This window comes from Rhodococcus sp. ARP2 (genome assembly GCF_001029585.1).
GTDB classification, from domain to species: Bacteria; Actinomycetota; Actinomycetes; order Mycobacteriales; family Mycobacteriaceae; genus Rhodococcus_F; species Rhodococcus_F erythropolis.
The window spans coordinates 33,614-55,662 of the sequence record NZ_LEKE01000089.1 but is presented as its reverse complement, the minus strand read 5'-3'; the positions used below and the strand labels follow the sequence as shown (position 1 = coordinate 55,662).

The following is a 22,049-nucleotide window of genomic DNA, read 5'->3' as shown; positions in this document are numbered from 1 at the left end:
CGTCACGTCGCGATCAACCGCTGAACCGCCCCGACCGCAGCCTCGCGACGCTGAGCGACGGGACGGGACGACTTGAGCGCGAACATCCGGGCAATGTCGGTGATCAACAGAATCAACTCCGCGGGATTCCACTCGGGGTCGATGTGTCCCTCGAGTTGGCCTTTGCGAATCTCGGCTACCTTCGGCCGGAACGTATTGCTTCGTATGTCGTCCTCGCTCATGACGTCCGGTGCTTCGAGATCCGCCCATTGCTGCAATCGAGCGTTCTCGGGATGCGCGACGTAGTTGTCGAAAAGTCGACCTGCATACCCCGGCAAATCATCACCTCGTAGCGCTGTCTCCGCTGTGGTTTCGGACGTCCATTGCTCAGTGACGGCAGAAAACAACTCTTCCTTGCTCGCGAAGTACGCGTAGAGACGGTCCTTGCTGGCACGCGCTTGCGCGGCGATCCGATTGATCCGCGCGCCGGCCAGGCCGTACGTCGCAAATTCGTCCTTTGCGGCCGCCAGAATGCGGTCTCTCGTGGCTTCCCCTGCTGAGCGCATGTTCACAGCCTAGAACGAATCGACCGTTGCCGAACCATCCGGTTCGGCGTAGCGTGCAGAGTTGACGAACAATTTGGTTCGCGAACTTCGGCCAACTCACCCGCCGACGCAAGGAGAGACATGAATCTCGATGACGCTCGAACCGCATTCACCCGGCTCCGTGGATCGGAAAGTGGTGTTTCACCAGCAGAACTCGACGAAGTGTGGGCCGCGCTGGAAACCGTTGCCGCCGAAGAAATCCTCGGCGAATGGAAGGGCGACGACTTCGCCACCGGTCATCGTCTGCACGAAAAACTGTTCGCGAGCCGCTGGTACGGCAAGACTTTCAATTCCGTCGAGGATGCCAAGCCGTTGATCTGCCGAGACGAAGACGGCAACCTCTACTCCGACGTCAAGAGCGGCAATGGCGAGGCAAGCCTGTGGAACATCGAGTTTCGTGGCGAAGTCACGGCGACGATGGTCTACGACGGCGCGCCGATCTTCGACCACTTCAAGAAAGTCGACGATTCGACGCTCATGGGCATCATGAACGGAAAATCGGCGTTGGTTCTCGACGGCGGACAGCACTACTACTTCCTGCTCGAGCGAGCGTGATTCGCGCCGAACAGAATTCGACGTCCGCCATGCAGATGACAGCGGCGCTCTCACACGGCCCGCACTCCCCCTTCACCCTCGACACCGTCGAGATCGACGAACCCCGCGCAGACGAGATCCTGGTTCGCATCGTCGCGACAGGCCTGTGCCACACGGATCTGTTCACGAAGACGGTGCTACCGGAAAAGCTCGGGCCCTGCGTGTTCGGACACGAAGGCGCCGGCGTGGTGCAAGCGGTTGGCTCGTCGATCGACAACATCGCGGCTGGTGATCACGTATTGCTGAGCTACCGCAGTTGCGGTGTATGCAGGCAATGTCTCAGCGGCCATCGGGCGTACTGCGAAAGCTCACACGGGCTCAACAGCTCTGGCGCACGCACCGACGGCTCGACGCCGGTCCGGCGAAACGGAACTCCGATACGGTCCGCATTCTTCGGCCAGTCCAGCTTCGCGGAATACGTCATAGCCTCTGCCGACAACACCGTCGTCGTCGATCCTGCAGTGGACCTGACCGTCGCGGCTCCGCTCGGCTGCGGGTTTCAAACCGGCGCGGGTGCCGTGCTGAATCTACTTCGCCCCGAGCCCGACTCGACGTTTGTCGTTTTCGGGGCAGGCAGCGTCGGACTCGCAGCGCTGCTGGCGGCGAGGGCTGCCGGCGTTTCCACCCTGATCGCCGTGGACCCCGTTGCACAGCGGCGCGAACTCGCCGAGGAATTCGGCGCCGTCACCGTCGACCCGACCACCAAGGACGCGGTTGAAGCAGTACGCGCCGCCACCGACGGAGGTTCGACACATTCCCTCGACACCACCGGAATCGGCTCCGTGATCAATCAAGCCGTCACATCACTTCGAGCACGGGGAACACTGGCAGTAGTCGGACTCGGAGCATCCACGGTCGAGGTGAACATGGCCGACATCATGCTGAGCGGAAAGACAATTCGAGGATGCATCGAAGGAGAGTCGGAAGTCTCGACGTTCATCCCCGAACTCGTCGAACTCTTCACTGGTGGCCGGTTTCCGATCGACCGCTTGGTGACGCGCTACGCATTCGCCGACATCAACAAAGCCGTCGAAGATCACGCGTCGGGGCGCGTCATCAAACCCGTTCTCGTGTGGTGAGGGGCGAAATGTCTCATTCGTCGACCCGACGGAATTCGCCCTAGACTGCGCTCCTGCACTAGACGTCGGAGCAAGGTGGGGACGATGACAGAACACACCAGTACAGGCGCGGGCCACGGCCGGGCCGTTATGCCGATCATCCGGATGCGCGCACGCAGCCGCGACGAGAACCATCGCGCATCGACGCCACTCGAACTGTTCTTCGACCTGTGTTTCGTGGTTGCGGCCGCACAGGCCGGAGTTCAACTGGTGCATGCTGTTGCCGAGGGCCACTACGTCGACGGCATCGCCGGTTATATGTTCGTCTTCTTCGCGCTGTGGTGGGCGTGGGTGAACTTCACCTGGTTCGCGTCTGCCTACGACACGGACGACGTCCCCTACCGGGTCGCGACCTTCGTACAGATTTGTGGCGTGCTCGTCTTCGCCGCCGGAATCCCCGACGCATTCGACGGAACCGACCGTACGACGGCCATCGTCGGCTACCTCATCATGCGAATTGCGCTCACCTGCCAATGGCTTCGAGCCGCCAGCGGTGAATCCGGTGCAGCGCGAACCACTGCTCTGCAATACGCCGCCGGGCTCGTGATCGTCCAGGCCGGCTGGATCGTGCTGCTCCTGATGCCGGCGTCGGCGTGGATACCGGGCTTCTTCGTTCTCATGATCGCCGAACTCGCGGTGCCGGCAATCGCCGAGCGCAACCATCAGAGTCCGTGGCACCCGCAACACATCGCCGAACGCTACGGCCTCTTCACCATCATCATGCTCGGCGAAACCATTGCTGCCGCCACCATCGCGGTCCAATCCGGCATTCGTGATTTCGACGCCGCCGACCTATTGATTCCGATTGCTGTCGGCGGAGTTCTGATCGTGTTCTCCGCGTTGTGGATCTACTTCGCCGTCCCGATCCACGATTACCTCGCAGACCAGGGCAATCGCGCCGTCCTGTTGTGGGGATACGGGCACTACTTCGTATTCGGATCCGCTGCGGCCATCGGCGCCGGCATCGAAGTAGCCGTCGAGGAAGCAGTTGGCGAGGCGCACATTTCGACGTTCGCAGCATCTGCCGCGGTCACGATCCCGGCCGCGATGTTCCTGATCTTCGTGTGGCTCATGCACTCACGCCACTTCAAGCGCGACAGGATCGAGCAGGCTGTTCTACCGGTGAGCGCAATCCTGGTTCTCGCCTGCACATTTGCCGGACACTGGGCGGTCCCGCTCGCCGGACTGGTGGCGGCGGGAACCGTCGGAGTCGGTGTCGGCCTGAGCACTCGGTCGAAGAGCTGACTCAGATTTCCGGGGCTGGAGCCTCGCCCTTGCTCTGCGGCTCGTGTTGCTTGAGCTCACCGCGCATCTTATCGAGATCCTTGCCACGCTTTTTGTACATGTAGCCGAGCGCGACAAGACCCAGGAACAACGCAACGCCCAGGACTGCACCGACAACGGAGGCTCCGCGGAAACCGGGGCCGTCGACGTCGAGGATCCGCTCGCCCGCATGCGCTGCATTGTTGTTGCCGAGAACAACTGTCAGAGAGAGAAGATTCGGCAGCGCGAAGATCACACCCAACGCGAGAGCCGTGATCTGGATGATTCGAGCATGCTTGCGCTTGCGCACCTGCCAGACCGCTCGGAAGAAGATGAGCGGGACCAGGGTGCAGACGAGACCGAACAGCAGTCCCCACGCGATTCCGGCGCTGAAGCTGCCGTTCGCCAACGACGCAATTCGCTGCGCCCACCAACGCGGAAGGAAGGCGGCAAGGATGAAGTAAGCGATGACCAGGACCACCGCCATCACTGCGATCCCGATGGCCTTCTTCGCCCACGGCGGCATGCCCGGCTTTGCGGTGGCCGGTGAAGTTTCCGGTGTCGTCATGACAAATCCTCGTCTAGTCGGCGTCTGTACTGACGAATCTATCCGTTACGGGCGTTCCTCATCCGCATCGAGAACGATCCGGGCAAGCCGCTTCGGAGCAACGAGGGTGAACGAGGTGTAGATCCACTCCTCCAGTTGCGACCATTTCTCCTCGGAAACGTCGGTGCCGATGTCGAGCGAAACCCACCCGTGACGACCGAGACCGTAGCCGGCAGCGCTTGCGCCTGGTTCGGTGGCCACCACCGCTTCGGCTTCCTCCTTGCTCAACTTGACGGTCAAGGAGGTGGCTTCGAGGTTGCAGAACACGAAGTTCTTGCCGCGGACCCGGAAGGTCGGGTGGCCGTCCCACGCTTCGATGTCGACGCGCTCCGCCTCCGGCAGCGACAGCGAGATCTCTTCGAGTCGACGCATGTTGTCGGGCATGGAGACGATTCTGCACGCTCGATACCGAGCTTGACACCCGCGACACAGCTAGGCTCGGCGACGACCGCGTTACCGAACTCCGAACACAGGGAGAGTGGCATGCGCACGTTAGTTCATCTGGTTCTGCTCATTTGTGGAATCGCCGTTGCCGTCGGCTCGTTCATGTACGTACTGGCCGGGGTCAAACCCAACAACGTTCGCCTCGAGGACCTGCGGGACGGTTTTCCGGCCGGGTGGGCAATCGAGCAACTCGGCGATCAGTCCGTGACCTTCTACCGTTCGATGGCGATACTTCTGCTCGCTGCCGCCGTATTGATTCTGATCGCCGCTTTGTTCGGTTCTCGTATTTCAGCGTGGATCGGAATCATCGTGGGATTGGGAACTCTGGGCACGTTCTACTACCGAGTGAACGATCAATTCGACAATGTCATCAGGGAAAACTACTCCACGATCCTGACAAATCAGACAGGATTCATCTTGACGGCCGGCGGACTGATTCTCGCTCTCCTAGCGTGTCTGGTCCCCCGCGAGAAGACCCGAGCCTGACCGCTCGGCAACCGGAGGGTTACCGTCGACGCCGACATTCACTAGTGTCTGCAACAGCCGGGTACTGACGAGTAGTACCCCAGAAGAGGTAGGGCATCAATGGCATCGCTTGACGACCTTCTATCCCAGATCCCCATCGACCAGATCGCGCAGCAACTCGGCGTGGACCAGGCAACTGCCGAATCGGCGGTCAAGACTGCACTTCCGACCCTCGTCGGTGGCCTCGGCGCCAACGCTCAGGATCCCGCAGGCGCAGCCTCACTCGAAAGTGCGCTGCAGTCGCACGCTGACACCAGCCTTCTCGACGACGGCGTCGACATCAGCAAAGTCGACACCGCTGACGGTCAGAAGATCGTCTCGAACATCTTCGGCGGCAACACCGATCAGGTCGCCAGCGCACTGGGCGGTGTCGGTGGCGGCGGTGGAAACGATCTGGTGAAGCAGTTGCTGCCGATCCTCGCTCCCATCGTCCTGGCCTACCTCGCCAAGCAGTTCACCGGTGGCGGCGCCGGCGCGCAGACCCAGGCCTCCGGTGGCGGCGGGCTCGGGGATCTCCTCGGCGGAATTCTCGGCGGTGGCGGCAATTCCGGCGGCGGCATCGGCGGCGCACTCGGCGGCATCCTGGGTGGATCCGGTGGCGGCGGCCTCGGAGACCTGCTCGGCGGCCTCCTCGGCGGCGGCAAGAAGTAAAACGCTAGACAGAACGCACTGCGGCGATCCCGTTCGGGGTCGCCGCAGTGCTCTGTTCAGTCAACCGTCGAAGATCGAAACATCCTCAGCGACAACGCAAACGCAACCAACAGCAGCGCGCCCACAAAGGCACTGACCCCACCCCAACCGCCGCCCGCGTACGCGAGACCAGCGAGGGCGCCCGCCACGGACGAACCCGCGTAATAGGCAAACAGATACAACGCCGACGCCTCGGCCCGGTGATCGGTCGCGATCAGCCCCACCCAACCGCTGGCCACCGAATGCGCCGCGAAGAATCCTCCGGTGAAGAGCAGCATCCCCACGAGAGTCAACGCCAGATTGTCCGGAACGGTCAGTGCCAGCCCGATACCGATGACAACAACCGAGCCGAGCAGAACACTGCGCCTACCCAGCCGGTCCGAGGCCCCGCCGGCTACCGCTGAGGTGAAAGTTCCGGCGAGGTAGAAAAGAAAGACCAGGCCGACAAGTGCTTCGGGAAGTCCGAAAGGTGCTGCCGTGAGCCGAAACCCGAGGAAGTTGTAGATCGAGACGAATCCGCCCATGAGGATGAACCCCAAGGCGAAAAGCGTGCGCAGCGACGGGTTCGCAAGGTGGCGTCGTAGATTCGATGCGATCGCACGCACCGACACCGGTTGCGGGCGAAAGAACTTCGACGCGGGAAGCTTCCGGATCATGTTGAGCGCGAACAACGCTGACAGCAAGGCTGCGGTCAACAATGCCCAGCGCCACGTACTGAAATCGACGACGGCCGACGGAACCAGCCGTCCGATCAGCCCACCGATCGTCGTGCCGGCTACGTACCTTCCCATCGCTGCACCGAGGTCCTTCCGATCGACCTCCTCGGCCAGATAGGCCATCGCTACCGCCGGGACCCCCGCCAGAGCCAAGCCTTGTGCCGCGCGTCCGATCAGCAGAACCTCGATCGTCGGACTGAGTGGCAGAAGCAAACCGATCACACAGGATGCCGACGCCGACGCGATCATCACCCGTGTGCGACCGAACCGCTCGGAGAGCGCACTGGCCGGAATGATCGCCAACGCCAACATGCCCGTCGTCGCCGAGACCGAAAGTGCAGACACCGCGGGCGAGACGTCGAAGCCTTCGGCGAACGCAGGCAGCAATGCCTGTGCCGCGTACATCGAGATGAATGTCGACAGCCCGGCCGCGAACAGCGCAACGGTCACCGTGCGATACCCCGATGTTCCGCGGCGAAGCGGCACCACTTCGGATTCGATCACATTCTCGACAGTCACCACATACCTCCAGGCATCACTTACCTCCGGTAAGAATCCTCCCGCCGCGCTTCGACAAAAGAAAATGCATAAACTTGGAGTTCTATATGCGTCATAGGTATATAGATTGGGTTCGTGATGCTGACCGAAGACCTCGAATGGTTTGTCGTTCTCGCCGAAACCCAACAGGTGACCGCTACCGCGGATCTGACTCACCTGTCGCAGCCGACACTCTCGCGCAAACTCGCACGCCTCGAACGACAGATCGGAGTGACGCTCTTCGACCGTCAGGGACGCCGGCTCGAACTGAACCGGTACGGCGAGATCCTCTACCGACACGCTCGCACCGCTCTTCACTCACTCGACGCGGCGCAGAGCGAAATCCAGTCGCTGGCGAGCCCCGAAAGCGGCACGGTCCGGCTCGACTTCCTCCACTCGTTCGGCACCTGGTTGGTGCCGCACATGCTGCGCGGATACCGCGTCGAGCATCCCGGAGTGCGATTCGAACTGCATCAGGACAGTGCGCAGTTCCTGGTCGACAGAATTGCCGCCGGCACGTCCGACCTGGCCGTCGTCTCGCCGCAGCCGCGTGATCCGCAGGTGGCATGGATGCAGATCGCCCAGCAGTCACTGGCATTGGCTGTTCCGGCTGATCATCGCTTTGCGAAGTTGCATTCGGTCGAGCTCGCGGACGCGGCCGACGAACCGTTCATCGGTATGCATCCGAACTTCGGGATGCGAAGAATTCTCGATGAACTGTGCGCGGCCGCAGGATTCACTCCGAATTTCGTCTTCGAGAGCAGCGAGCTGGCAACGGTCGGCGGACTGGTCTCCGCGTCCTTCGGTGTCTCGGTCATGCCGGTGCAGGATCCACCGATCTGGGCCGAAGGAGTCGTCTACGTACCGATCGAAGGAGCACAGCGAAAAATAGGGCTGATCTGGTCGAAGAGCCGCGAGCTGTCCGATCCCGCCCTGACGTTCCGCGACTACGTCGAAAGAACGACTTGGTCGTGAAAGTGCCCCCGGATAACTACGGATCGGTAACATCCCTCGAGGGGAGCAATTTTCATGCCATTCTTTTCAAACCTACGGTGCCGTAGGCTGGGGCGAAGTCGCGCATTCACTCAACATGGAGGCAAGAAATGACGAGGATTCTGACGCAGCTGGAGCTGCTACAAGAGCTGCAGCCGGTTGCCGAGGAGAACGTCAACCGCCACATCTCCATGGCCAAGGAATGGCATCCACACGACTACGTTCCGTGGGACGAGGGTCGTAACTTCGCAGCCATGGGCGGCGAAGACTGGAGCCTCGAGCAGTCACAGCTCGGCGAGGTAGCTCGCGCCGCGATGATCACCAACCTGCTCACCGAGGACAACCTGCCCTCGTACCACCGCGAGATCGCCGAGAACTTTTCGCAGGACGGCGCCTGGGGAACGTGGGTCGGCCGGTGGACCGCCGAGGAGAACCGTCACGGCATCGTGATGCGTGACTACCTCGTCGTCACGCGCGCAGTCGACCCCGTCGAGCTCGAGCGCTTCCGCATGGAACACATGACAAACGGTTACAGCGCGCCCATCGACGAGGGCGACGCCGGCCTGCTGCACTCGGTCGCCTACGTGACCTTCCAGGAACTCGCGACGCGCGTCAGCCACCGCAACACCGGCAAGGCTTGCGACGAGCCGATTGCCGACAAGATGCTTCAGCGCATCGCCGCTGATGAGAACCTGCACATGATCTTCTACCGCAACATTTGCGCCGCCGCGCTCGATCTTGCTCCCGATCAGGCTCTCAAGGCTGTGGCGAACATCGTCCAGAACTTCCAGATGCCGGGCGCCGGCATGCCGAACTTCCGTCGTAACGGCGCTCTCATGGCCAAGCACGGCATCTACGACCTTCGCCAGCACCTCGACGAGGTCGTCTGGCCCGTCTTGCGCAAGTGGAACATCTTCGAGCGCAACGATTTCAGCGCCGAAGGCGAGAACACGCGCGAAGAGTTGGCGGCCTTCCTCGAGACCCTTGCCGCCAACGCGACGAAGTTCGAGGAACAGCGCGATCGCATGCTCGCACGCGAAGCCGCCAAACGCGAACAGCAGGCTTCTTAGTTTCACCAGCTATTCTGTGCCCGGTACCGGATTCGGTACCGGGCACTTCCAATTGTCACAAGTATTTGTTCAGAGGTAGACATGTCATCCCTACGTATCGGTTCACTCGAGCTGCACAGCCCCGTGGTCCTCGCCCCCATGGCGGGCGTCACCAACGTCGCCTTCCGCACGCTGTGCCGTGAACTCGAACTCGAACGTGCAGGCAGCACGTCCGGCCTCTACGTCTGCGAGATGGTCACGGCACGTGCGCTCGTCGAGCGCCAGCCGGCCACGATGCACATGACCACGTTCGGCCCGACCGAAACGCCCCGGTCGCTGCAGCTGTACACAGTCGACCCGGATACGACCTACGCCGCGGCCAAGATGATCGTCGACGAGAACATGGCCGATCACATCGACATGAACTTCGGCTGCCCCGTCCCGAAGGTGACCCGCAAGGGCGGTGGCTCCGCGCTGCCGTACAAGCGTCGGCTGTTCGGACAGATCGTCGCGGCTGCTGTGCGCGCCACCGAGGGCACCGATATTCCGGTCACTGTGAAGATGCGCGTCGGCATCGACCCCGAACATCACACGCACCTCGACGCCGGCCGGATCGCCGCAGCTGAAGGCGCTGCTGCCGTCGCACTTCACGCACGTACCGCGTCGCAGCGCTACTCCGGCACTGCTGACTGGAACGAGATCACGCGTCTCAAGGAACACGTCACCGACGTTCCGATCCTCGGCAACGGTGACATCTTCGATGCTTCGGATGCTGCCCGGATGATGAACGAGACCGGCTGCGACGGCGTCGTCGTCGGACGTGGCTGCCTCGGACGGCCATGGCTGTTCGCGGAACTCAGCGCAGCTCTCAACGGACAACAGATCGCCACGCCGCCGACGCTCGGCGAAGTCACCAAGATCATCGCCCGTCACGCCCAGCTGCTCGCCGCACACCACGGTGAGATGAAGGGCTTGCGCGAACTTCGCAAGCACGTCTCCTGGTACATGCGTGGGTTCCCGGTCGGATCGGATCTGCGGGTCTCGATGGCGTTGGTCAGCACGTTGTCCGAACTGGACGACCTGCTCGGACAGCTCGATCACGACGTCCCGTTCCCCAAGGACGCCGAAGGCCCGCGGGGTCGCCAAGGCTCGCCCGGTCAGGTAGCACTTCCGGAAGGTTGGCTCGACGATCCCGAGGACGATCTTGTGCCGGTGGGGGCTGACATGATGCACTCCGGTGGCTAGCGAGAACACGCCGTCGGATTACTCTCATCACTTTCTGAGTGAAGCACTCAGGATTCACCAGTAATATGGCTCCAGCTTCGTCGACAACCGGTTGACGCCGGCATCTGAATGACGAGTTACTGACAGTCGACGACGGGACAGGTTGCATCGGTGGGTGATGATCACGATTCGGGCCCACCTCCGCCCGAGAGCCGCGCCCCCTGGGAACGTCCGCTCGCAGACAAGCGGTTCCGCAACGCCCGCCCGGACCAACCGGCAGCTCCCCAGCGTCCTGCCACACCCCAGCGACCAGCACCGCAACCACCCAGTCCCCCGGAGCGTCGCAGCAGTGGACGGACCGGCCGCCGGGATTCGCCTCCGACCGACGACTCTGTTTCGGTCGCCGAGTTGGTCCGTCGGGTAGGCGACAAGAAGCCGCCACCTGCCGCGGCTGCGCCGCCCAAGGCAGCGCCGACCAAATCCGCGCCACCCAGGACTCCACCTCCATCAGCGTCCGCGCCGCCCCCGGCCCGGCCGATTCCCGCGCGTCCGACAGTCCCGCCCGCCGCTGCGGACTGGATCACCGAAGAACATCCCGTCACCTCCGCAGTGCCGCGGGTAGTCGGTGACACCGGCGCTACCCGTCTGGCGCAAAGCAAGATTCGCCGCCGCCATCGCGCAAAAGTGATCGGCCGATCGGCAGTAGCGTTCCTGGCCGTCATGTCTCTCGCGTTGACCGGCGTCGTCTGGGGTTATCTGCGGTCAGTCGAAGGCGGTTTCGATCAGATTGCGGCACTCGACACCGAGTCCGACGACATCATCGACGCCGGGGGCCAGCTCGGCGACGAGACGTACTTGATCATCGGCACCGATACCCGCGCCGGTGCGAGCGGTGAGATCGGCGCCGGAACCGTCGAAGACGCCGAGGGCGCGCGCGCCGACACGGTCATGCTGGTGAACATTCCCGCCGACCGAAGCCGCGTCGTCGCCGTCTCCTTCCCGCGTGACCTCGACGTCGAACGTCCGATCTGCCAGGGCTGGGACAACGACGCCGGCAAGTACACCAGCGAAACCTTCCCGGCAGCCAGTGGCGACAAGCTCAATGCGACGTATGCACTCGGTGGTCCCAAGTGCCTGGTCAAGGTCATCCAGAAGATGTCCGGCCTGAAAATCGGGCACTTCGTCGGAATGGACTTCGCCGGTTTCGAGCGCATGGTCGACACCGTCGGCGGCGTGAACGTCTGCTCCCCCGGACCGATCGAGGACGGCATCCTCGGAACCGTCCTCGCATCCGGCGGAACACAGATGCTCGACGGCCGTACCGCCCTCAACTATGTGCGTGCGCGCCACGTCGAAGCCGAGGGTAACGGCGACTACGGACGCATCACCCGTCAGCAGAAGTTCCTGTCGGCGCTGCTCCGCTCGGCCCTGTCCAACCAGGTCCTCCTGAATCCGAGCAAGCTCAACGGATTCATCAACGCCTTCACCAGCGACACGTTCGTCGAGAACATCGACACGAAGTCGCTGGTCACCCTCGGCCGTTCGCTGCAGAACGTCGACGCGGGCGCGGTCACGTTCTTGACGGTCCCCACGGACGGCACCAACGACTGGGGCAACGAGATTCCTCGCACCGACGAGATCAAGTCCCTCTTCCAGGCGATCATCGACGACGAACCGCTTCCGGGTGAAGAGCGCGAGGACACCACACCGTCGTCGACCAGTTCCACGACAACCCCTCCTACGTCCAGCACGCCGCCCGCCGCCACTTCCGTCGAAGCGATGAGCGCCTACAACATCTCGGTCGACGTCTCCAACGCGTCGGGAATCGCCGGGCAGGCCGCGACGATCGCCGACAGCCTCGCTGCTTACGGTTTCCAGATCTCCACGGTCGGCAACTTCAGCGCAGCCACCGGCCTGGCGAATGCTCAAGCGTCGACCACCGTCGTGCGTTACGCAGCAGGTTACGAGGCTGAAGCGGTCACTGTCGCGTCGTCGATTCCCGGTGCGGTTCTCGTTCTCGCTCCGAGCATGGGAGACATGATCGAGGTCGTCGTCGGAAGCAATTTCGCCGGCACCGTCGTCGCCCCCGCGGACCCGGGGACCATCCTGGCGGCAAATCCGACATCGGTCGACACCAGCACCTCGACGGCTCTGCCCGCCGACATCGCGAGCGTCAACGCAGGCGACACCACCTGCGACTGACACGCGTTCATTCACCTTGCGTTCACCTGGTGCTTGTGACTTGGTCTTTCACGGCACGTAGGCTCTGACCTCATGCGCGTGGCTTACAACGAACAGATGACCGAGCTTGCGGACACGCTCGGCGAGATGGCAGGACTGGCAGGTGCCGCTATGGAGCGCGCCACCCAGTCCCTGCTCCAGGCAGACCTGTCCCTGGCAGAACAAGTAATCGGCGAACACGACAAGATCACCGAACTCAGCACCATTTGCGAGGAGCGCGCGTTTGCGCTGCTCGCCCTGCAGGCTCCCGTTGCCGGAGATCTGCGCTCGGTGGTCAGTGGAATCCAGATCGTCGCCGACATCGACCGCATGGGTGCACTCGCCCTGCACGTCGCGAAGATCGCGCGCCGCCGACATCCCAACCACGTGCTTCCCGAAGAGGTCAACGGCTACTTCGCCGAGATGGGACGCATCGCTGTCTCCATCGGTGCGGCCGCCAAGGTCGTCCTCGAGACCCGCGACCCCGAGCGCGCTGCCCGCCTGCGCGAAGAAGACGAAGCGATGGACGACCTCCACCGCCACCTCTTCACCGTCCTCATGGACCGCGAGTGGAAGCACGGCGTTGCCGCCGCAGTCGACGTCACGCTGCTCGGCCGCTTCTACGAGCGGTTCGCCGACCACGCCGTCGAGGTCGGCCGACGCGTCATCTTCCTGGTGACCGGCAAGCTGCCCGAAGAGCCGGAAACCACCGAGAAGGTCGACAACCTCACCTCGTACCCGGATCTCTGAACTACCCGGATCTCTGAACCCAACCGTCCACGTGAGTAAAAGGCGGCCGCGCACTTGCGCGGCCGCCTTTCCTATTCAGTTCTCGTGTAACCAGGTCTTCAACGTGGGTCCTGCAGTTGTGGATCCCGGCCCGGGCAGCAGCGCCCCACCCTTCATCGCCTTACCCGCTCCCGGCATCGAGATCGGGATCAGCCACTTGCGTCGGCCACGGTATTTCAAAATCTCACGCGTCATGGCCGGGATCTCGAGGACCTCAGGCCCGGCGAGATCTGGAGCCCTCCCGGTCGGACCGTTCTGAGCGCACGTCACCAGAGCCTCGGCGACGGTCTTCGCCGCTATCGGTTGGGAGCGCATCCGGGGAACCATCGCGACCGGCCCCAGTCCGAAGAGCGCGATGGTCTTCTCGCCGAACTCGAACCACTGAGTGGATCGCAGAATCGTGAAGGGAATGCCCGACGCTTCCACCGCGCGTTCCTGCGCGGCCTTTCCCTGGTAGTACCCGAAGGACTTCAACTGCGGATCGTCGCAGTTCACGATCGAGAGCAGCACGTGATGCTTAACGCCCGCTCTGGCTTCGGCCGCGGCGATGTTCTTCGCTGCCGTCTCGAAGAACTCGATCGCCTTCTTGGCACTGTTGGTGACGTGATCACTCACGTCGATGACAACGTCGGCACCGACAAATGCTTCGTCCAACCCCGCACCCGTGGAGATGTCGACTCCCGTCGATCGAGCGGCGGCGACGACGTCATGGCCCCCGATTTTCGCCTGCTCGACGACCAGCTTTCCCATCTGGCCGGTTCCGCCCAGAACAACAATCTGCATGATGCCTCCGTCAAACCCGTGCGCCCGGCTCTCTTCGGCCTGGTCACATACTGGACGACGCAGCCTCCCGAAGTGTGACGGTCGGGCGAATCAGTCGCTGTACTTCTGCGAAACCCGCCCACGCCACTGCGACCAGATCGGATCCAACGCTGCGCTCGCCTCGTGTGCGTGATCGGCCACGGCCCGTGCCAGCATCCCTGCTCCCGCCAGCGGCGTCACGTGCCCTTCGACCACGTCGGAAGTCTTGATCCCCAACAGCATGGTCGTACCGAGCACGCGATGGCCACCGAGAATTCCCGGCAGCGAACGGCCCGGCACGCTACGCAGGTCGAGTGTTTCCACGAGCAGCGCGTCACCGTCGACGGTAATGCGCTGATCCGAGCGAAGGGCACCGCCGGTTTCGCCGGTCCGGCCGAACACGATCATCTCGTCGAGCAGCGCAACCGCATCGGATTCCAGTGAAATATCCACGCGCCTGGTCACATCCGCGCCGCCCGCGACGACAAACGGTGCCGCGCGCCAGATCAGCGCCGCACCGGCGCCGACGCTCGCCGAAGCCGACCACGACGCCCGGCCGCCACGCGCGTTGTACGCGACGGTCCCCGACGGCTCGATCACCTCGAGGCACGTACCCGGAGCGACTACGAATTCGATACGCAGGTCGTCGCCGGCCAGCAGCGTTGCACTGTGCCCTACCAAGGCAATTCGCACGGTGAGCCCGCGAGCGTCGACGAACCGCGGGGCCAGGAAGTCGCCCGAGATCAGCTCTCGCGCAACAGCGGTGTCACCCACTCTCTCGACGACGACCCGCGTAGCTCCGGTGCGCATCAGTGAGCGTGAGAGTGGCTGTGCCCGTGACCGTGTCCGTGGTCTTCTTCATCGGCATGGAAGTGCGGCGCCATCGGGCCCGGATCCTGCGGGGTGTGACTACCCGCGCGGTGAGCTGCGATGACCTGGCGAAGCCACGCACTGAGCTGGTCGATCGTCGCGTGATCCTTCTGGCTGAGCGCGAGCACGGGAAGTCCGTCTCGCGCGGCCGTGGCATCGGCAACCATCTGGACCGCGTCGACGTCGACGTACGGGGCCAGGTCGATCTTGTTGACCACCAACAGATCTGCCCGCTCGATTCCGGGACCACCCTTACGTGCGACGTCTCCGCCGCCCGCGACGTCGATGCAGAAGATCTGGGCGTCGACCAGTGCCGGGCTGAACGTGGCGGTCAGGTTGTCACCGCCGCTTTCCACGATCACCATGTCGAGGGGATGGAACTGACGCTCGAGGTCTTCGACCGCAATGAGGTTCGGCGTCACGTCGTCACGGATGGCCGTGTGCGGGCACGCTCCGGTCTCGACTGCGACGATGCGCTCGATCGGAAGTACGTTGGCCGCGCGCAACAGTCGCGCGTCCTCGTCGGTGTAGATGTCGTTGGTGACCACCGCGATCTCGTACTCCGACGCGAGCTCGCGGCAGATGGTGGCGATGAGGGTACTTTTGCCGGTGCCGACGGGGCCGGCAACGCCGAGCCTCAAACCTCTTGCAGCAGTGGTGGTGTTGTTCAGGTTGTCAAGCACGGAAAATCCTCCTGGATCGAGCGTGGTGTTCGAGTGACCATTGTTCGACCAACGGTCCTGTTGTTGCGGGTATATCTGTGACGCCCTCGACTGCTACGGCAGCCGCGGCGACGGTTTCGATGGTCGGGGCTGCTCGGAGCAACCATTCGACCGGTTCTGCCGGATCCACCGGCAGTAGCTTCAGTGCCGCCGACGCCACCGTTTGAGCGTCGTCGTACAAACAAGATCTAGCTGCCTGTAGGTCATCCATCCCGGAGATCGCCGTGAAGACTCCCAACGCGAGCGGACGCATCGGATGCCCAGGCAGCGCCATGAGCATCTGCACCGCGGGGTGCTGCGGCCACAATCGCGACGCCAGCCTGGCCAGCCCACGTCCGAGCTGAATCGACGCCTCACGCAGCGGCGCGCTGGGCGTCCGAGCGAGCAGTTCCCTCGAGATGTCCTCGAGTTCGCCTGCACCACCGGCACTTACGGCCCAGCGGCGCGTGACCACCGTTGCAGCGGCCTCGACAAGTCCCACTGTTTCGAGTCGACCGCGAATGAAGTCGGGGACCTGACTCTGTAGGAGTCCGCCCGCCAGTGCCGGTTCCAACCCCGACGAGTGCGCGTGACCGCCGGTAGGCAGACGCCCGTCTGCCAAGAGCATCGATGCTATCTCGGCAGACGCCATCTCGATTGACATGGTTTCAGAACAGCATGTAGCGCTGAGCCATCGGCACTACGTCAACGGGGTTGGGCGCGATCAGGTCGCCGTTGACCTTGATGGCAAACGTCTCCGGATCGACGTCGATGGACGGCAGTGCCGTGTTGTTCGGCATATCCGCCTTGGTGAGGTGCCTCGTCGGACGAACACCGGTAAGGGTGCGCGTGAGACCGAGACGACCGGCCAGACCGTCCTCGATCGCCATCGGCGAGACGAACGTCGTGGACAGGTGCGGGGCTGATCCCGGAGTCGCCGCGATGGCCGGCCGAACGAACACCGGCTGCGGGGTCGGGATAGCAGCATTCGGATCACCCAGCGGCGCAGCAACAATCGCCCCACCCTTGATCACGGCAGAAGGACGGACACCGAAGAACGCGGGATCCCACAGCACCAGGTCCGCCATCTTCCCGGCCTCGACCGATCCGATCTCGTGATCGATACCGTGAGCCACCGCGGGGCAGATCGTGTACTTGGCGACGTAACGGCGCGCACGCTCGTTGTCGGCCGGCATGCTGGTACCCAGCTTGCCGTACTGGGCCTTCATGACGTGGGCGACCTGCCACGTCCGCAGGGTCACCTCACCGATACGGCCCATCGCCTGGGCGTCGGACGAGGTGATGGAGATGGCACCGATGTCGTGCAGAAAGTCTTCCGCTGCAATAGTTGTCGGCCGGATCCGGGACTCGGCAAAGGCAAGATCCTCCGGAACCCGGGGATTGAGCGCATGACACACGATGAGCATGTCGAGGTGCTCGGCAACCGTGTTTACGGTGTGCGGCAACGTCGGATTGGTCGATGCCGGAAGAACGTTCGGCTCACCTGCCGTCACGATGATGTCCGGAGCGTGCCCGCCGCCGGCGCCTTCCGCATGGAACACGTGGATCCCGCGTCCGGCGATCGCGTCCAAAGTGTGCTGTACGTAGCCGGTTTCGTTGAGGCTGTCGGCGTGCAGCGCCACCTGGAGCCCGAACTCGTCGGCTGCTCGCAGAGCTGCGTCGATTGCCGCCGGAGTGGAACCCCAGTCCTCGTGGACCTTGAATCCACCTGCGCCGGCGAGAGCTTCCTGACGCATGGCCTCATGGCTGACGGTGCTGCCCTTGCCGAGGAGAAGAACGTTGAGCGGGATGTGGTCGAGGGCCCGGTGCATCATCGTCAGTGACCAGGCGCCGGGCGTGACGGTGGTTGCCTTGCTTCCCTCGGTTGGGCCCGTTCCGCCGCCCGCCACCGTCGTCGTACCGGTCGCGAGCGCTTCCATCATCTCGATTTCACTGAGGAAGTGCACGTGAGTGTCGATCGCACCCGCGGTGAGGATCTTTCCCTCGCCGGCGATCACGTCGGTGCTCGGCCCGATGAGCAACTTGGGGTGCACGCCATCCATGATGTCGGGGTTACCGGACTTGCCGATCGCAACGATGCGTCCGTCGCGAATTCCGACGTCTGCCCGGACGATTCCCCAGTGATCGAGGATCACCGTGTTGGTGATGACGACGTCGAGAGCGCCCTGGTCGCGAGTGGTCAGGCCCTGGCCCATCGACTCGCGGATGCTCTTGCCGCCGCCGAAGACCATCTCGTCGCCGGTCGCGGTGTAGTCGTGCTCGATCTCGATCCACAGATCTGTGTCGGCCAAACGGATCTGGTCGCCAGCGGTCGGGCCGTACAAGGAGGCGTAACCGCGTCGATCGATCCTGCTCATTCGGCTGTCCTCTCAACTGGCGTCGCGACGTCGTCCGGTGAATCCGCCTCGACTGGAACATCACTCACACGAACGTTCACCGAAGAGGCTCGCAAAGGTTCTTCGACCTCGACGCCGGGCGTGCCGAACGGCATCACGGTCTTGGGCTCACGCGCATGCGTCGGTAGGTCTTCGTCCGGCACGATCTGCAGGCCCGGAACCCTTTTGAGTCCGCCGAGCGCGATCAGTGTCACCGTCCTGCTTACCCCGGGTTCGAACCGAACCGACGTTCCCGAGGGGATGTCGAGCCGGAAGCCGTCTGCCGCTTCGCGATCGAAGGTCAACGCCGGGTTGGCCGCTGGAAGGTGGAGATGTGAACCGATCTGAATGGGGCGATCGCCGTCGTTGACGACGACCATCGTGATCTTTTCCGCGTCAGTGCCGAACTCGAGCGGTTCGGTGGACACACGTACCTCACCGGGGATCATCGAATGGGCTCCGTCACGGTGACCAGCTTGCGACCGTCCGGGAAAGTGGCCTCCACCTGGACGTTTGCAATCATCTCGGGTACCCCTTCCATCACGTCGTCGCGGGTGAGCACTTGCCGACCGGCGTTCATCAGTTCCGCAACCGTCATTCCGTCACGCGCACGCTCGAGAATCCAACACGAGATCAGGGCCATCGCTTCGGGGTAGTTCAGCAGTACCCCGCGCTCGCGGCGGTCGCGGGCGACCATGCCCGCAACGCTCAGGAGGAGCTTTTCGGTATCTGAAGGGGTGAGGTGCACTGACAAGCCCTTCCGGTTGTGAAACGACATCGATCGACAGCGTGCTGTCGGGCCGAGATTAGCATTGCCCGAAGCGTCGTCAGTATCCACGAGATTCACATCGTCGGCTACTTCAGCGCGCACTCGGCGCACTTGCGCTGCTCATCGAATTATTCGGGCGCCCAACGACGCTCAGCTCTGCGCCCCGGAGTGGGAACTATCACCACAACCAAAAGTTTCACCCCCGTCTCCTGTTGGAAACGGGGGTGAAACATGATCGTGCAGTGTGCAATCCCAGGGGCTATCCGAAGCGGCCGGAGATATAGTCCTCGGTGGCCTTCTGCGTCGGGTTCGAGAAGATCTTCTCGGTGTCGTCGATCTCGACGAGCTGACCGGGCTTACCGGTTGCCTCGAGGTTGAAGAATGCCGTCTGGTCACTCACACGCGCAGCCTGCTGCATGTTGTGCGTGACGATGACGATCGTGAAGTCCTTCTTCAGCTCGGTGATCAGGTCCTCGATCGCGAGAGTCGAGATCGGGTCGAGCGCGGAGCACGGCTCGTCCATGAGCAGAACGTCGGGCGAGACGGCGATGGCACGCGCGATGCACAGACGCTGCTGCTGACCGCCTGAGAGGCCGCCACCGGGCTTGTCGAGGCGATCCTTGACCTCGGTCCACAGGTTGGCACCGCGCAGCGAACGCTCGGCCACCTCGTCGAGCTTCTTCTTGCTGCGCTCGCCCTGCAACTTCAAGCCCGCGACGACGTTGTCCTTGATGGACATGGTCGGGAAGGGGTTGGGTCGCTGGAACACCATGCCGATGGTCTTGCGGACGCCGACAGGATCGACGTTCGAGCCGTAGATGTCCTCGCCGTCGAGCAGGACCGAACCCTCGACGCGCGCACCGGGAATCACTTCGTGCATGCGGTTGAGTGAACGGAGAACGGTGGACTTGCCGCAACCGGACGGGCCGATGAAGGCGGTGACGCTCCGGGGCGGGACGGACAGGCCCACATCGGCGACGGCGTGGAACTTGCCGTAGTAGATGTTGACGTCCTTGAGATCCAGACGCTTGGCCATTACCGGCTCCCTACTGAGTTGTTGACGCTGTTGAGTACGAACATGTTCCGAGGCCGCATCACTTGCTTCTGACCTGTGAGAAGTGACCGATCAGCTTCGCGACGATGTTGAGGATCGCGATCAGCAGGATCAGGGTCAGTGCTGCGCCCCAGATGCGGTTGGTGCCGGCGTCGGTGGGGTTGTTCATCTCGGCGACCATGACGGAAGGCAGAGTGCCCATTTCGCCGTTGAACAGGTCGAAGTTGATGAACGGCGCGTAGCCGACGAGGATCAGCAGCGGCGCGGTCTCACCGAGCACGCGGGCCAGGGCCAGCATGACGCCGGTGATGATGCCGGGAAGCGCCGTCGGCAGAACGATTTTCGAGATGGTCTTCCACTTCGGCACACCGAGCGCGTACGACGCCTCGCGCAGATCCATCGGGACGATGCGCAGCATTTCCTCGGTGGAGCGGATGACGACCGGGACCATCAGGAGGACCAGAGCCAGAGATACAGCGAACGCGGACTTGGGGAAGCCGAAGGTCGCGATCCACAGTGCGTAGATGAACAGCGCGGCCACGATCGACGGAACACCGCTGAGGATGTCGACCATGAACGTGGTGAGCTTGCCCAGCTTCGACTTCCGGTCGGCGTACTCCACCAGGTAGATCGCGACGAAGATGCCGAGCGGGATGGAGAAGACCGCACACACGATGCCTTGCAGCAGGGTGCCGATCAATGCGTGATAGATACCGCCGCCGTCGGCCGACGCCGTCAATCCGCTCAGTGAGTTGGTGAACCACGTGGGCGACGTCAGAGCGGGCAGGCCCTTTGCGATGACCGTGAAGAGCACCCAGACCAACGGGATGAGCGCGATGACGACTGCCAGGCTCACCAGGATGGTCGCGATGACGTCCTTGGCACGACGGCGGGCGCCGACGCCTTGGAAAGTGGGGGCCTTGACCGGCCGGTCCAGAGTGGAGGTCATGGGTCAGTCCTTCTTTCCGGCGATCACTGCGCGGGCAGCCGCGTTGACGACGAAGGTCAGTACGAACAGCACCAGTCCGGCCGCGATGTACGCGCCTGCCTGGATGTCGTTGTTGAACTCCGCGTAGCCGAGGGCGATCTTGGAGGCGATGGTCGAGCCGCCGTCGAACAGCGACCAGCCGAAGGCCTGAGAGGTGGTGCGCAGGATCAGGTACAGCGCCATCGTCTCGCCGAGTGCGCGTCCGAGACCGAGCATCGAGCCGCTGATGTAGCCGGACTTACCGAACGGGATGACCGTGGTGCGCACAACTTCCCAGCGCGTGGCGCCGAGAGCGAGTGCAGCTTCGATCTGTGAGCGCGGGGTCTGGATGAACACCTCGCGGGTCACTGCGGTGATGACCGGAAGGATCATCACGGCGAGGACGATGCCTGCGGTGAAGATGGTGCCGCCGCCGGTGATCGATCCGCTGCCGTCGGCGAAGAGCGGGAACCAGCCGAGAGTGTCGTTGAGCCACACCGCGACCGGGGTGATCGCCGGAGCGAACACGAGAAGTCCCCACAGGCCGTAGACGATGGACGGCACGGCCGCGAGAAGGTCGATCGTGTACGACAGTGGCCGCGTGAGCCACTTGGGTGAGTACGAAGTCAGGAAGATCGCGATGCCCAGTGCGATCGGCATCGCGAGCACCAGTGCGAACAGCGAGACCAACACCGTGACCTGGAAAAGATCGAGGACACCGAACGCCATCGCGTTGATGTTCTGCGTCACCCATTCACGGCTGGTCAGGAAGTTGACCTGGTTCCGGCTCAAAGCAGGAACAGCACGCCAGATCAGGAACGCGCCGATCGCCGCGATGACAACCGTGATGAAGATTGCCGAACCGGATGCGAGCGAGCTGAAGATGCGGTCACCCGGACGGGTCACCGTCTTGCTGTTGCCGCTTCCCGGACCGTCACCCTTCGGAGGATGCTCGGTTTCTGGAGCCTTGGTGGAAGTAATCGTGTCCTCCGTGGTGCCGTTCGGACCGCCCACCCCGGCCCCGCTGGTTGCGGGGCCGGGAGAACGAGATGTCGAGGTGATGGGCGCGTCACTCATGTGCGCTCACTTCCTTCACGTCTGAATGTAGATCCATGAGCTTGTCCGCACGAGTCTCTAG

General features: G+C 63.2%; 24 protein-coding genes. 10 read left to right on the top strand and 14 right to left on the bottom strand.

All coding sequences use genetic code 11. From position 1 onward, the window contains the following. Positions 1–2 precede the first annotated feature (2 nt). A complete protein-coding gene (locus ABX74_RS24165) occupies positions 3–545 on the bottom strand; it encodes a TetR/AcrR family transcriptional regulator (RefSeq protein ID WP_047889911.1) in 543 nt (180 codons plus the stop codon). A gap of 120 nt (positions 546–665) precedes the next feature. On the opposite strand from ABX74_RS24165, the gene ABX74_RS24160 reads away from it, so the two are divergent. The 3 genes from ABX74_RS24160 to ABX74_RS24150 all read left to right on the top strand — a co-directional run bounded on the left by ABX74_RS24160 (position 666) and on the right by ABX74_RS24150 (position 3,541). After that, positions 666–1,139, top strand: a complete 474-nt coding sequence (locus ABX74_RS24160; RefSeq protein ID WP_019745072.1) for a DUF4334 domain-containing protein — start codon at positions 666–668, stop codon at positions 1,137–1,139. A 29-nt stretch (positions 1,140–1,168) separates the two neighbouring features. Next, positions 1,169–2,257 carry an NAD(P)-dependent alcohol dehydrogenase gene (locus ABX74_RS24155; protein ID WP_047889910.1) on the top strand — a complete coding sequence of 363 codons (1,089 nt, stop codon included), beginning with the start codon at positions 1,169–1,171 and terminating at the stop codon, positions 2,255–2,257. Positions 2,258–2,341: 84 nt separating this feature from the next. Further along, complete coding sequence (locus ABX74_RS24150; RefSeq protein WP_082148547.1) at positions 2,342–3,541, top strand: low temperature requirement protein A; 1,200 nt, start codon at positions 2,342–2,344, stop codon at positions 3,539–3,541. Between the two features lies 1 nt (position 3,542). Here ABX74_RS24150 and ABX74_RS24145 read toward each other — a convergent pair whose 3' ends face one another. After that, positions 3,543–4,127 carry a hypothetical protein gene (locus ABX74_RS24145; RefSeq protein ID WP_020908915.1) on the bottom strand — a complete coding sequence of 195 codons (585 nt, stop codon included), beginning with the start codon at positions 4,125–4,127 and terminating at the stop codon, positions 3,543–3,545. Between the two features lie 45 nt (positions 4,128–4,172). After that, positions 4,173–4,550: an MmcQ/YjbR family DNA-binding protein gene (locus ABX74_RS24140; protein ID WP_047889847.1), complete on the bottom strand. Its 378-nt coding sequence runs from the start codon at positions 4,548–4,550 to the stop codon at positions 4,173–4,175. 99 nt (positions 4,551–4,649) lie between these two features. Here ABX74_RS24140 and ABX74_RS24135 point away from each other — a divergent pair, with 99 nt between their 5' ends. Both ABX74_RS24135 and ABX74_RS24130 read left to right on the top strand, forming a co-directional pair. Next, positions 4,650–5,096 carry a hypothetical protein gene (locus ABX74_RS24135; protein ID WP_020970602.1) on the top strand — a complete coding sequence of 149 codons (447 nt, stop codon included), beginning with the start codon at positions 4,650–4,652 and terminating at the stop codon, positions 5,094–5,096. A 99-nt stretch (positions 5,097–5,195) separates the two neighbouring features. Next, positions 5,196–5,786 (top strand): DUF937 domain-containing protein, encoded by a 591-nt coding sequence (locus ABX74_RS24130; protein WP_003940105.1) that lies wholly within the window; start codon positions 5,196–5,198, stop codon positions 5,784–5,786. A 56-nt stretch (positions 5,787–5,842) separates the two neighbouring features. On the opposite strand, the gene ABX74_RS24125 is transcribed toward ABX74_RS24130, so the two are convergent. Further along, positions 5,843–7,060 (bottom strand): MFS transporter, encoded by a 1,218-nt coding sequence (locus tag ABX74_RS24125; RefSeq protein WP_047889846.1) that lies wholly within the window; start codon positions 7,058–7,060, stop codon positions 5,843–5,845. Between the two features lie 114 nt (positions 7,061–7,174). Between ABX74_RS24125 and ABX74_RS24120 the strand changes: the two genes are divergently transcribed. From ABX74_RS24120 to phoU, 5 genes are all read left to right on the top strand, one after another. Then, positions 7,175–8,053 (top strand): LysR family transcriptional regulator, encoded by an 879-nt coding sequence (locus ABX74_RS24120; protein WP_047889845.1) that lies wholly within the window; start codon positions 7,175–7,177, stop codon positions 8,051–8,053. 128 nt (positions 8,054–8,181) lie between these two features. Further along, positions 8,182–9,141 (top strand): acyl-ACP desaturase, encoded by a 960-nt coding sequence (locus tag ABX74_RS24115; protein ID WP_003940492.1) that lies wholly within the window; start codon positions 8,182–8,184, stop codon positions 9,139–9,141. An 81-nt stretch (positions 9,142–9,222) separates the two neighbouring features. Continuing rightward, on the top strand, positions 9,223–10,365 hold the full coding sequence (dusB, locus tag ABX74_RS24110; protein WP_003939756.1) for a tRNA dihydrouridine synthase DusB: 1,143 nt from the start codon (positions 9,223–9,225) through the stop codon (positions 10,363–10,365). Between the two features lie 150 nt (positions 10,366–10,515). Then, a complete protein-coding gene (locus ABX74_RS24105; RefSeq protein WP_047889844.1) occupies positions 10,516–12,546 on the top strand; it encodes an LCP family protein in 2,031 nt (676 codons plus the stop codon). 72 nt (positions 12,547–12,618) lie between these two features. Beyond that, the gene (phoU, locus tag ABX74_RS24100; RefSeq protein ID WP_003940130.1) at positions 12,619–13,314 is read left to right on the top strand and encodes a phosphate signaling complex protein PhoU; all 696 of its coding nucleotides are present in this window, start codon (positions 12,619–12,621) and stop codon (positions 13,312–13,314) included. A 75-nt stretch (positions 13,315–13,389) separates the two neighbouring features. Here phoU and ABX74_RS24095 read toward each other — a convergent pair whose 3' ends face one another. The 10 genes from ABX74_RS24095 to pstC form a co-directional block, all read right to left on the bottom strand. Then, the gene (locus tag ABX74_RS24095) at positions 13,390–14,136 is read right to left on the bottom strand and encodes an SDR family oxidoreductase (protein WP_020970607.1); all 747 of its coding nucleotides are present in this window, start codon (positions 14,134–14,136) and stop codon (positions 13,390–13,392) included. Positions 14,137–14,226: 90 nt separating this feature from the next. Beyond that, entirely contained in the window at positions 14,227–14,964 is a 738-nt protein-coding gene (locus ABX74_RS24090; RefSeq protein WP_020970608.1) for an urease accessory protein UreD, read from the bottom strand. Continuing rightward, complete coding sequence (gene ureG / locus ABX74_RS24085; protein ID WP_020908922.1) at positions 14,964–15,707, bottom strand: urease accessory protein UreG; 744 nt, start codon at positions 15,705–15,707, stop codon at positions 14,964–14,966. The genes ABX74_RS24090 and ureG overlap by 1 nt, the downstream gene beginning before the upstream one ends. Beyond that, positions 15,700–16,389 (bottom strand): urease accessory protein UreF, encoded by a 690-nt coding sequence (locus tag ABX74_RS24080; RefSeq protein WP_047889843.1) that lies wholly within the window; start codon positions 16,387–16,389, stop codon positions 15,700–15,702. The genes ureG and ABX74_RS24080 overlap by 8 nt, the downstream gene beginning before the upstream one ends. Before the next feature lie 4 nt (positions 16,390–16,393). Continuing rightward, positions 16,394–18,103 (bottom strand): urease subunit alpha, encoded by a 1,710-nt coding sequence (locus ABX74_RS24075; protein WP_019745084.1) that lies wholly within the window; start codon positions 18,101–18,103, stop codon positions 16,394–16,396. Next, positions 18,100–18,570, bottom strand: a complete 471-nt coding sequence (ureB, locus tag ABX74_RS30855; protein WP_047889842.1) for an urease subunit beta — start codon at positions 18,568–18,570, stop codon at positions 18,100–18,102. Before ureB ends, ABX74_RS24075 begins: the two co-directional genes overlap by 4 nt. Continuing rightward, the gene (ureA, locus tag ABX74_RS24065; RefSeq protein ID WP_003939800.1) at positions 18,567–18,869 is read right to left on the bottom strand and encodes an urease subunit gamma; all 303 of its coding nucleotides are present in this window, start codon (positions 18,867–18,869) and stop codon (positions 18,567–18,569) included. Before ureA ends, ureB begins: the two co-directional genes overlap by 4 nt. Positions 18,870–19,149: 280 nt before the next feature. Continuing rightward, complete coding sequence (pstB, locus tag ABX74_RS24060) at positions 19,150–19,926, bottom strand: phosphate ABC transporter ATP-binding protein PstB (RefSeq protein WP_019745087.1); 777 nt, start codon at positions 19,924–19,926, stop codon at positions 19,150–19,152. A 58-nt stretch (positions 19,927–19,984) separates the two neighbouring features. Beyond that, on the bottom strand, positions 19,985–20,893 hold the full coding sequence (gene pstA, locus ABX74_RS24055; RefSeq protein WP_003940100.1) for a phosphate ABC transporter permease PstA: 909 nt from the start codon (positions 20,891–20,893) through the stop codon (positions 19,985–19,987). A gap of 3 nt (positions 20,894–20,896) precedes the next feature. After that, positions 20,897–21,988, bottom strand: coding sequence for a phosphate ABC transporter permease subunit PstC (pstC, locus tag ABX74_RS24050; protein ID WP_007733846.1), 1,092 nt, complete (start codon positions 21,986–21,988; stop codon positions 20,897–20,899). Positions 21,989–22,049 lie beyond the last annotated feature (61 nt).

Excerpts from the sequence above, each read along its gene's own strand:
- ABX74_RS24165 (WP_047889911.1), bottom strand. The coding sequence starts at position 545 with ATGCGCTCAGCAGGGGAAGCCACGAGAGACCGCATTCTGGCGGCCGCA.
- ABX74_RS24135 (WP_020970602.1), top strand. The coding sequence starts at position 4,650 with ATGCGCACGTTAGTTCATCTGGTTCTGCTCATTTGTGGAATCGCCGTT.
- pstA (WP_003940100.1), bottom strand. The coding sequence starts at position 20,893 with ATGACCTCCACTCTGGACCGGCCGGTCAAGGCCCCCACTTTCCAAGGC.
- ABX74_RS24090 (WP_020970608.1), bottom strand. The coding sequence starts at position 14,964 with ATGCGCACCGGAGCTACGCGGGTCGTCGTCGAGAGAGTGGGTGACACC.
- ureB (WP_047889842.1), bottom strand. The coding sequence starts at position 18,570 with ATGATCCCCGGTGAGGTACGTGTGTCCACCGAACCGCTCGAGTTCGGC.
- ABX74_RS24115 (WP_003940492.1), top strand. The coding sequence starts at position 8,182 with ATGACGAGGATTCTGACGCAGCTGGAGCTGCTACAAGAGCTGCAGCCG.
- ABX74_RS24155 (WP_047889910.1), top strand. The coding sequence starts at position 1,169 with ATGCAGATGACAGCGGCGCTCTCACACGGCCCGCACTCCCCCTTCACC.
- pstC (WP_007733846.1), bottom strand. The coding sequence starts at position 21,988 with ATGAGTGACGCGCCCATCACCTCGACATCTCGTTCTCCCGGCCCCGCA.
- ABX74_RS24095 (WP_020970607.1), bottom strand. The coding sequence starts at position 14,136 with ATGCAGATTGTTGTTCTGGGCGGAACCGGCCAGATGGGAAAGCTGGTC.
- ABX74_RS24075 (WP_019745084.1), bottom strand. The coding sequence starts at position 18,103 with ATGAGCAGGATCGATCGACGCGGTTACGCCTCCTTGTACGGCCCGACC.
- ABX74_RS24080 (WP_047889843.1), bottom strand. The coding sequence starts at position 16,389 with ATGTCAATCGAGATGGCGTCTGCCGAGATAGCATCGATGCTCTTGGCA.
- ABX74_RS24150 (WP_082148547.1), top strand. The coding sequence starts at position 2,342 with ATGACAGAACACACCAGTACAGGCGCGGGCCACGGCCGGGCCGTTATG.
- ABX74_RS24160 (WP_019745072.1), top strand. The coding sequence starts at position 666 with ATGAATCTCGATGACGCTCGAACCGCATTCACCCGGCTCCGTGGATCG.
- phoU (WP_003940130.1), top strand. The coding sequence starts at position 12,619 with ATGCGCGTGGCTTACAACGAACAGATGACCGAGCTTGCGGACACGCTC.
- pstB (WP_019745087.1), bottom strand. The coding sequence starts at position 19,926 with ATGGCCAAGCGTCTGGATCTCAAGGACGTCAACATCTACTACGGCAAG.
- dusB (WP_003939756.1), top strand. The coding sequence starts at position 9,223 with ATGTCATCCCTACGTATCGGTTCACTCGAGCTGCACAGCCCCGTGGTC.
- ABX74_RS24140 (WP_047889847.1), bottom strand. The coding sequence starts at position 4,550 with ATGCCCGACAACATGCGTCGACTCGAAGAGATCTCGCTGTCGCTGCCG.
- ABX74_RS24145 (WP_020908915.1), bottom strand. The coding sequence starts at position 4,127 with ATGACGACACCGGAAACTTCACCGGCCACCGCAAAGCCGGGCATGCCG.
- ABX74_RS24130 (WP_003940105.1), top strand. The coding sequence starts at position 5,196 with ATGGCATCGCTTGACGACCTTCTATCCCAGATCCCCATCGACCAGATC.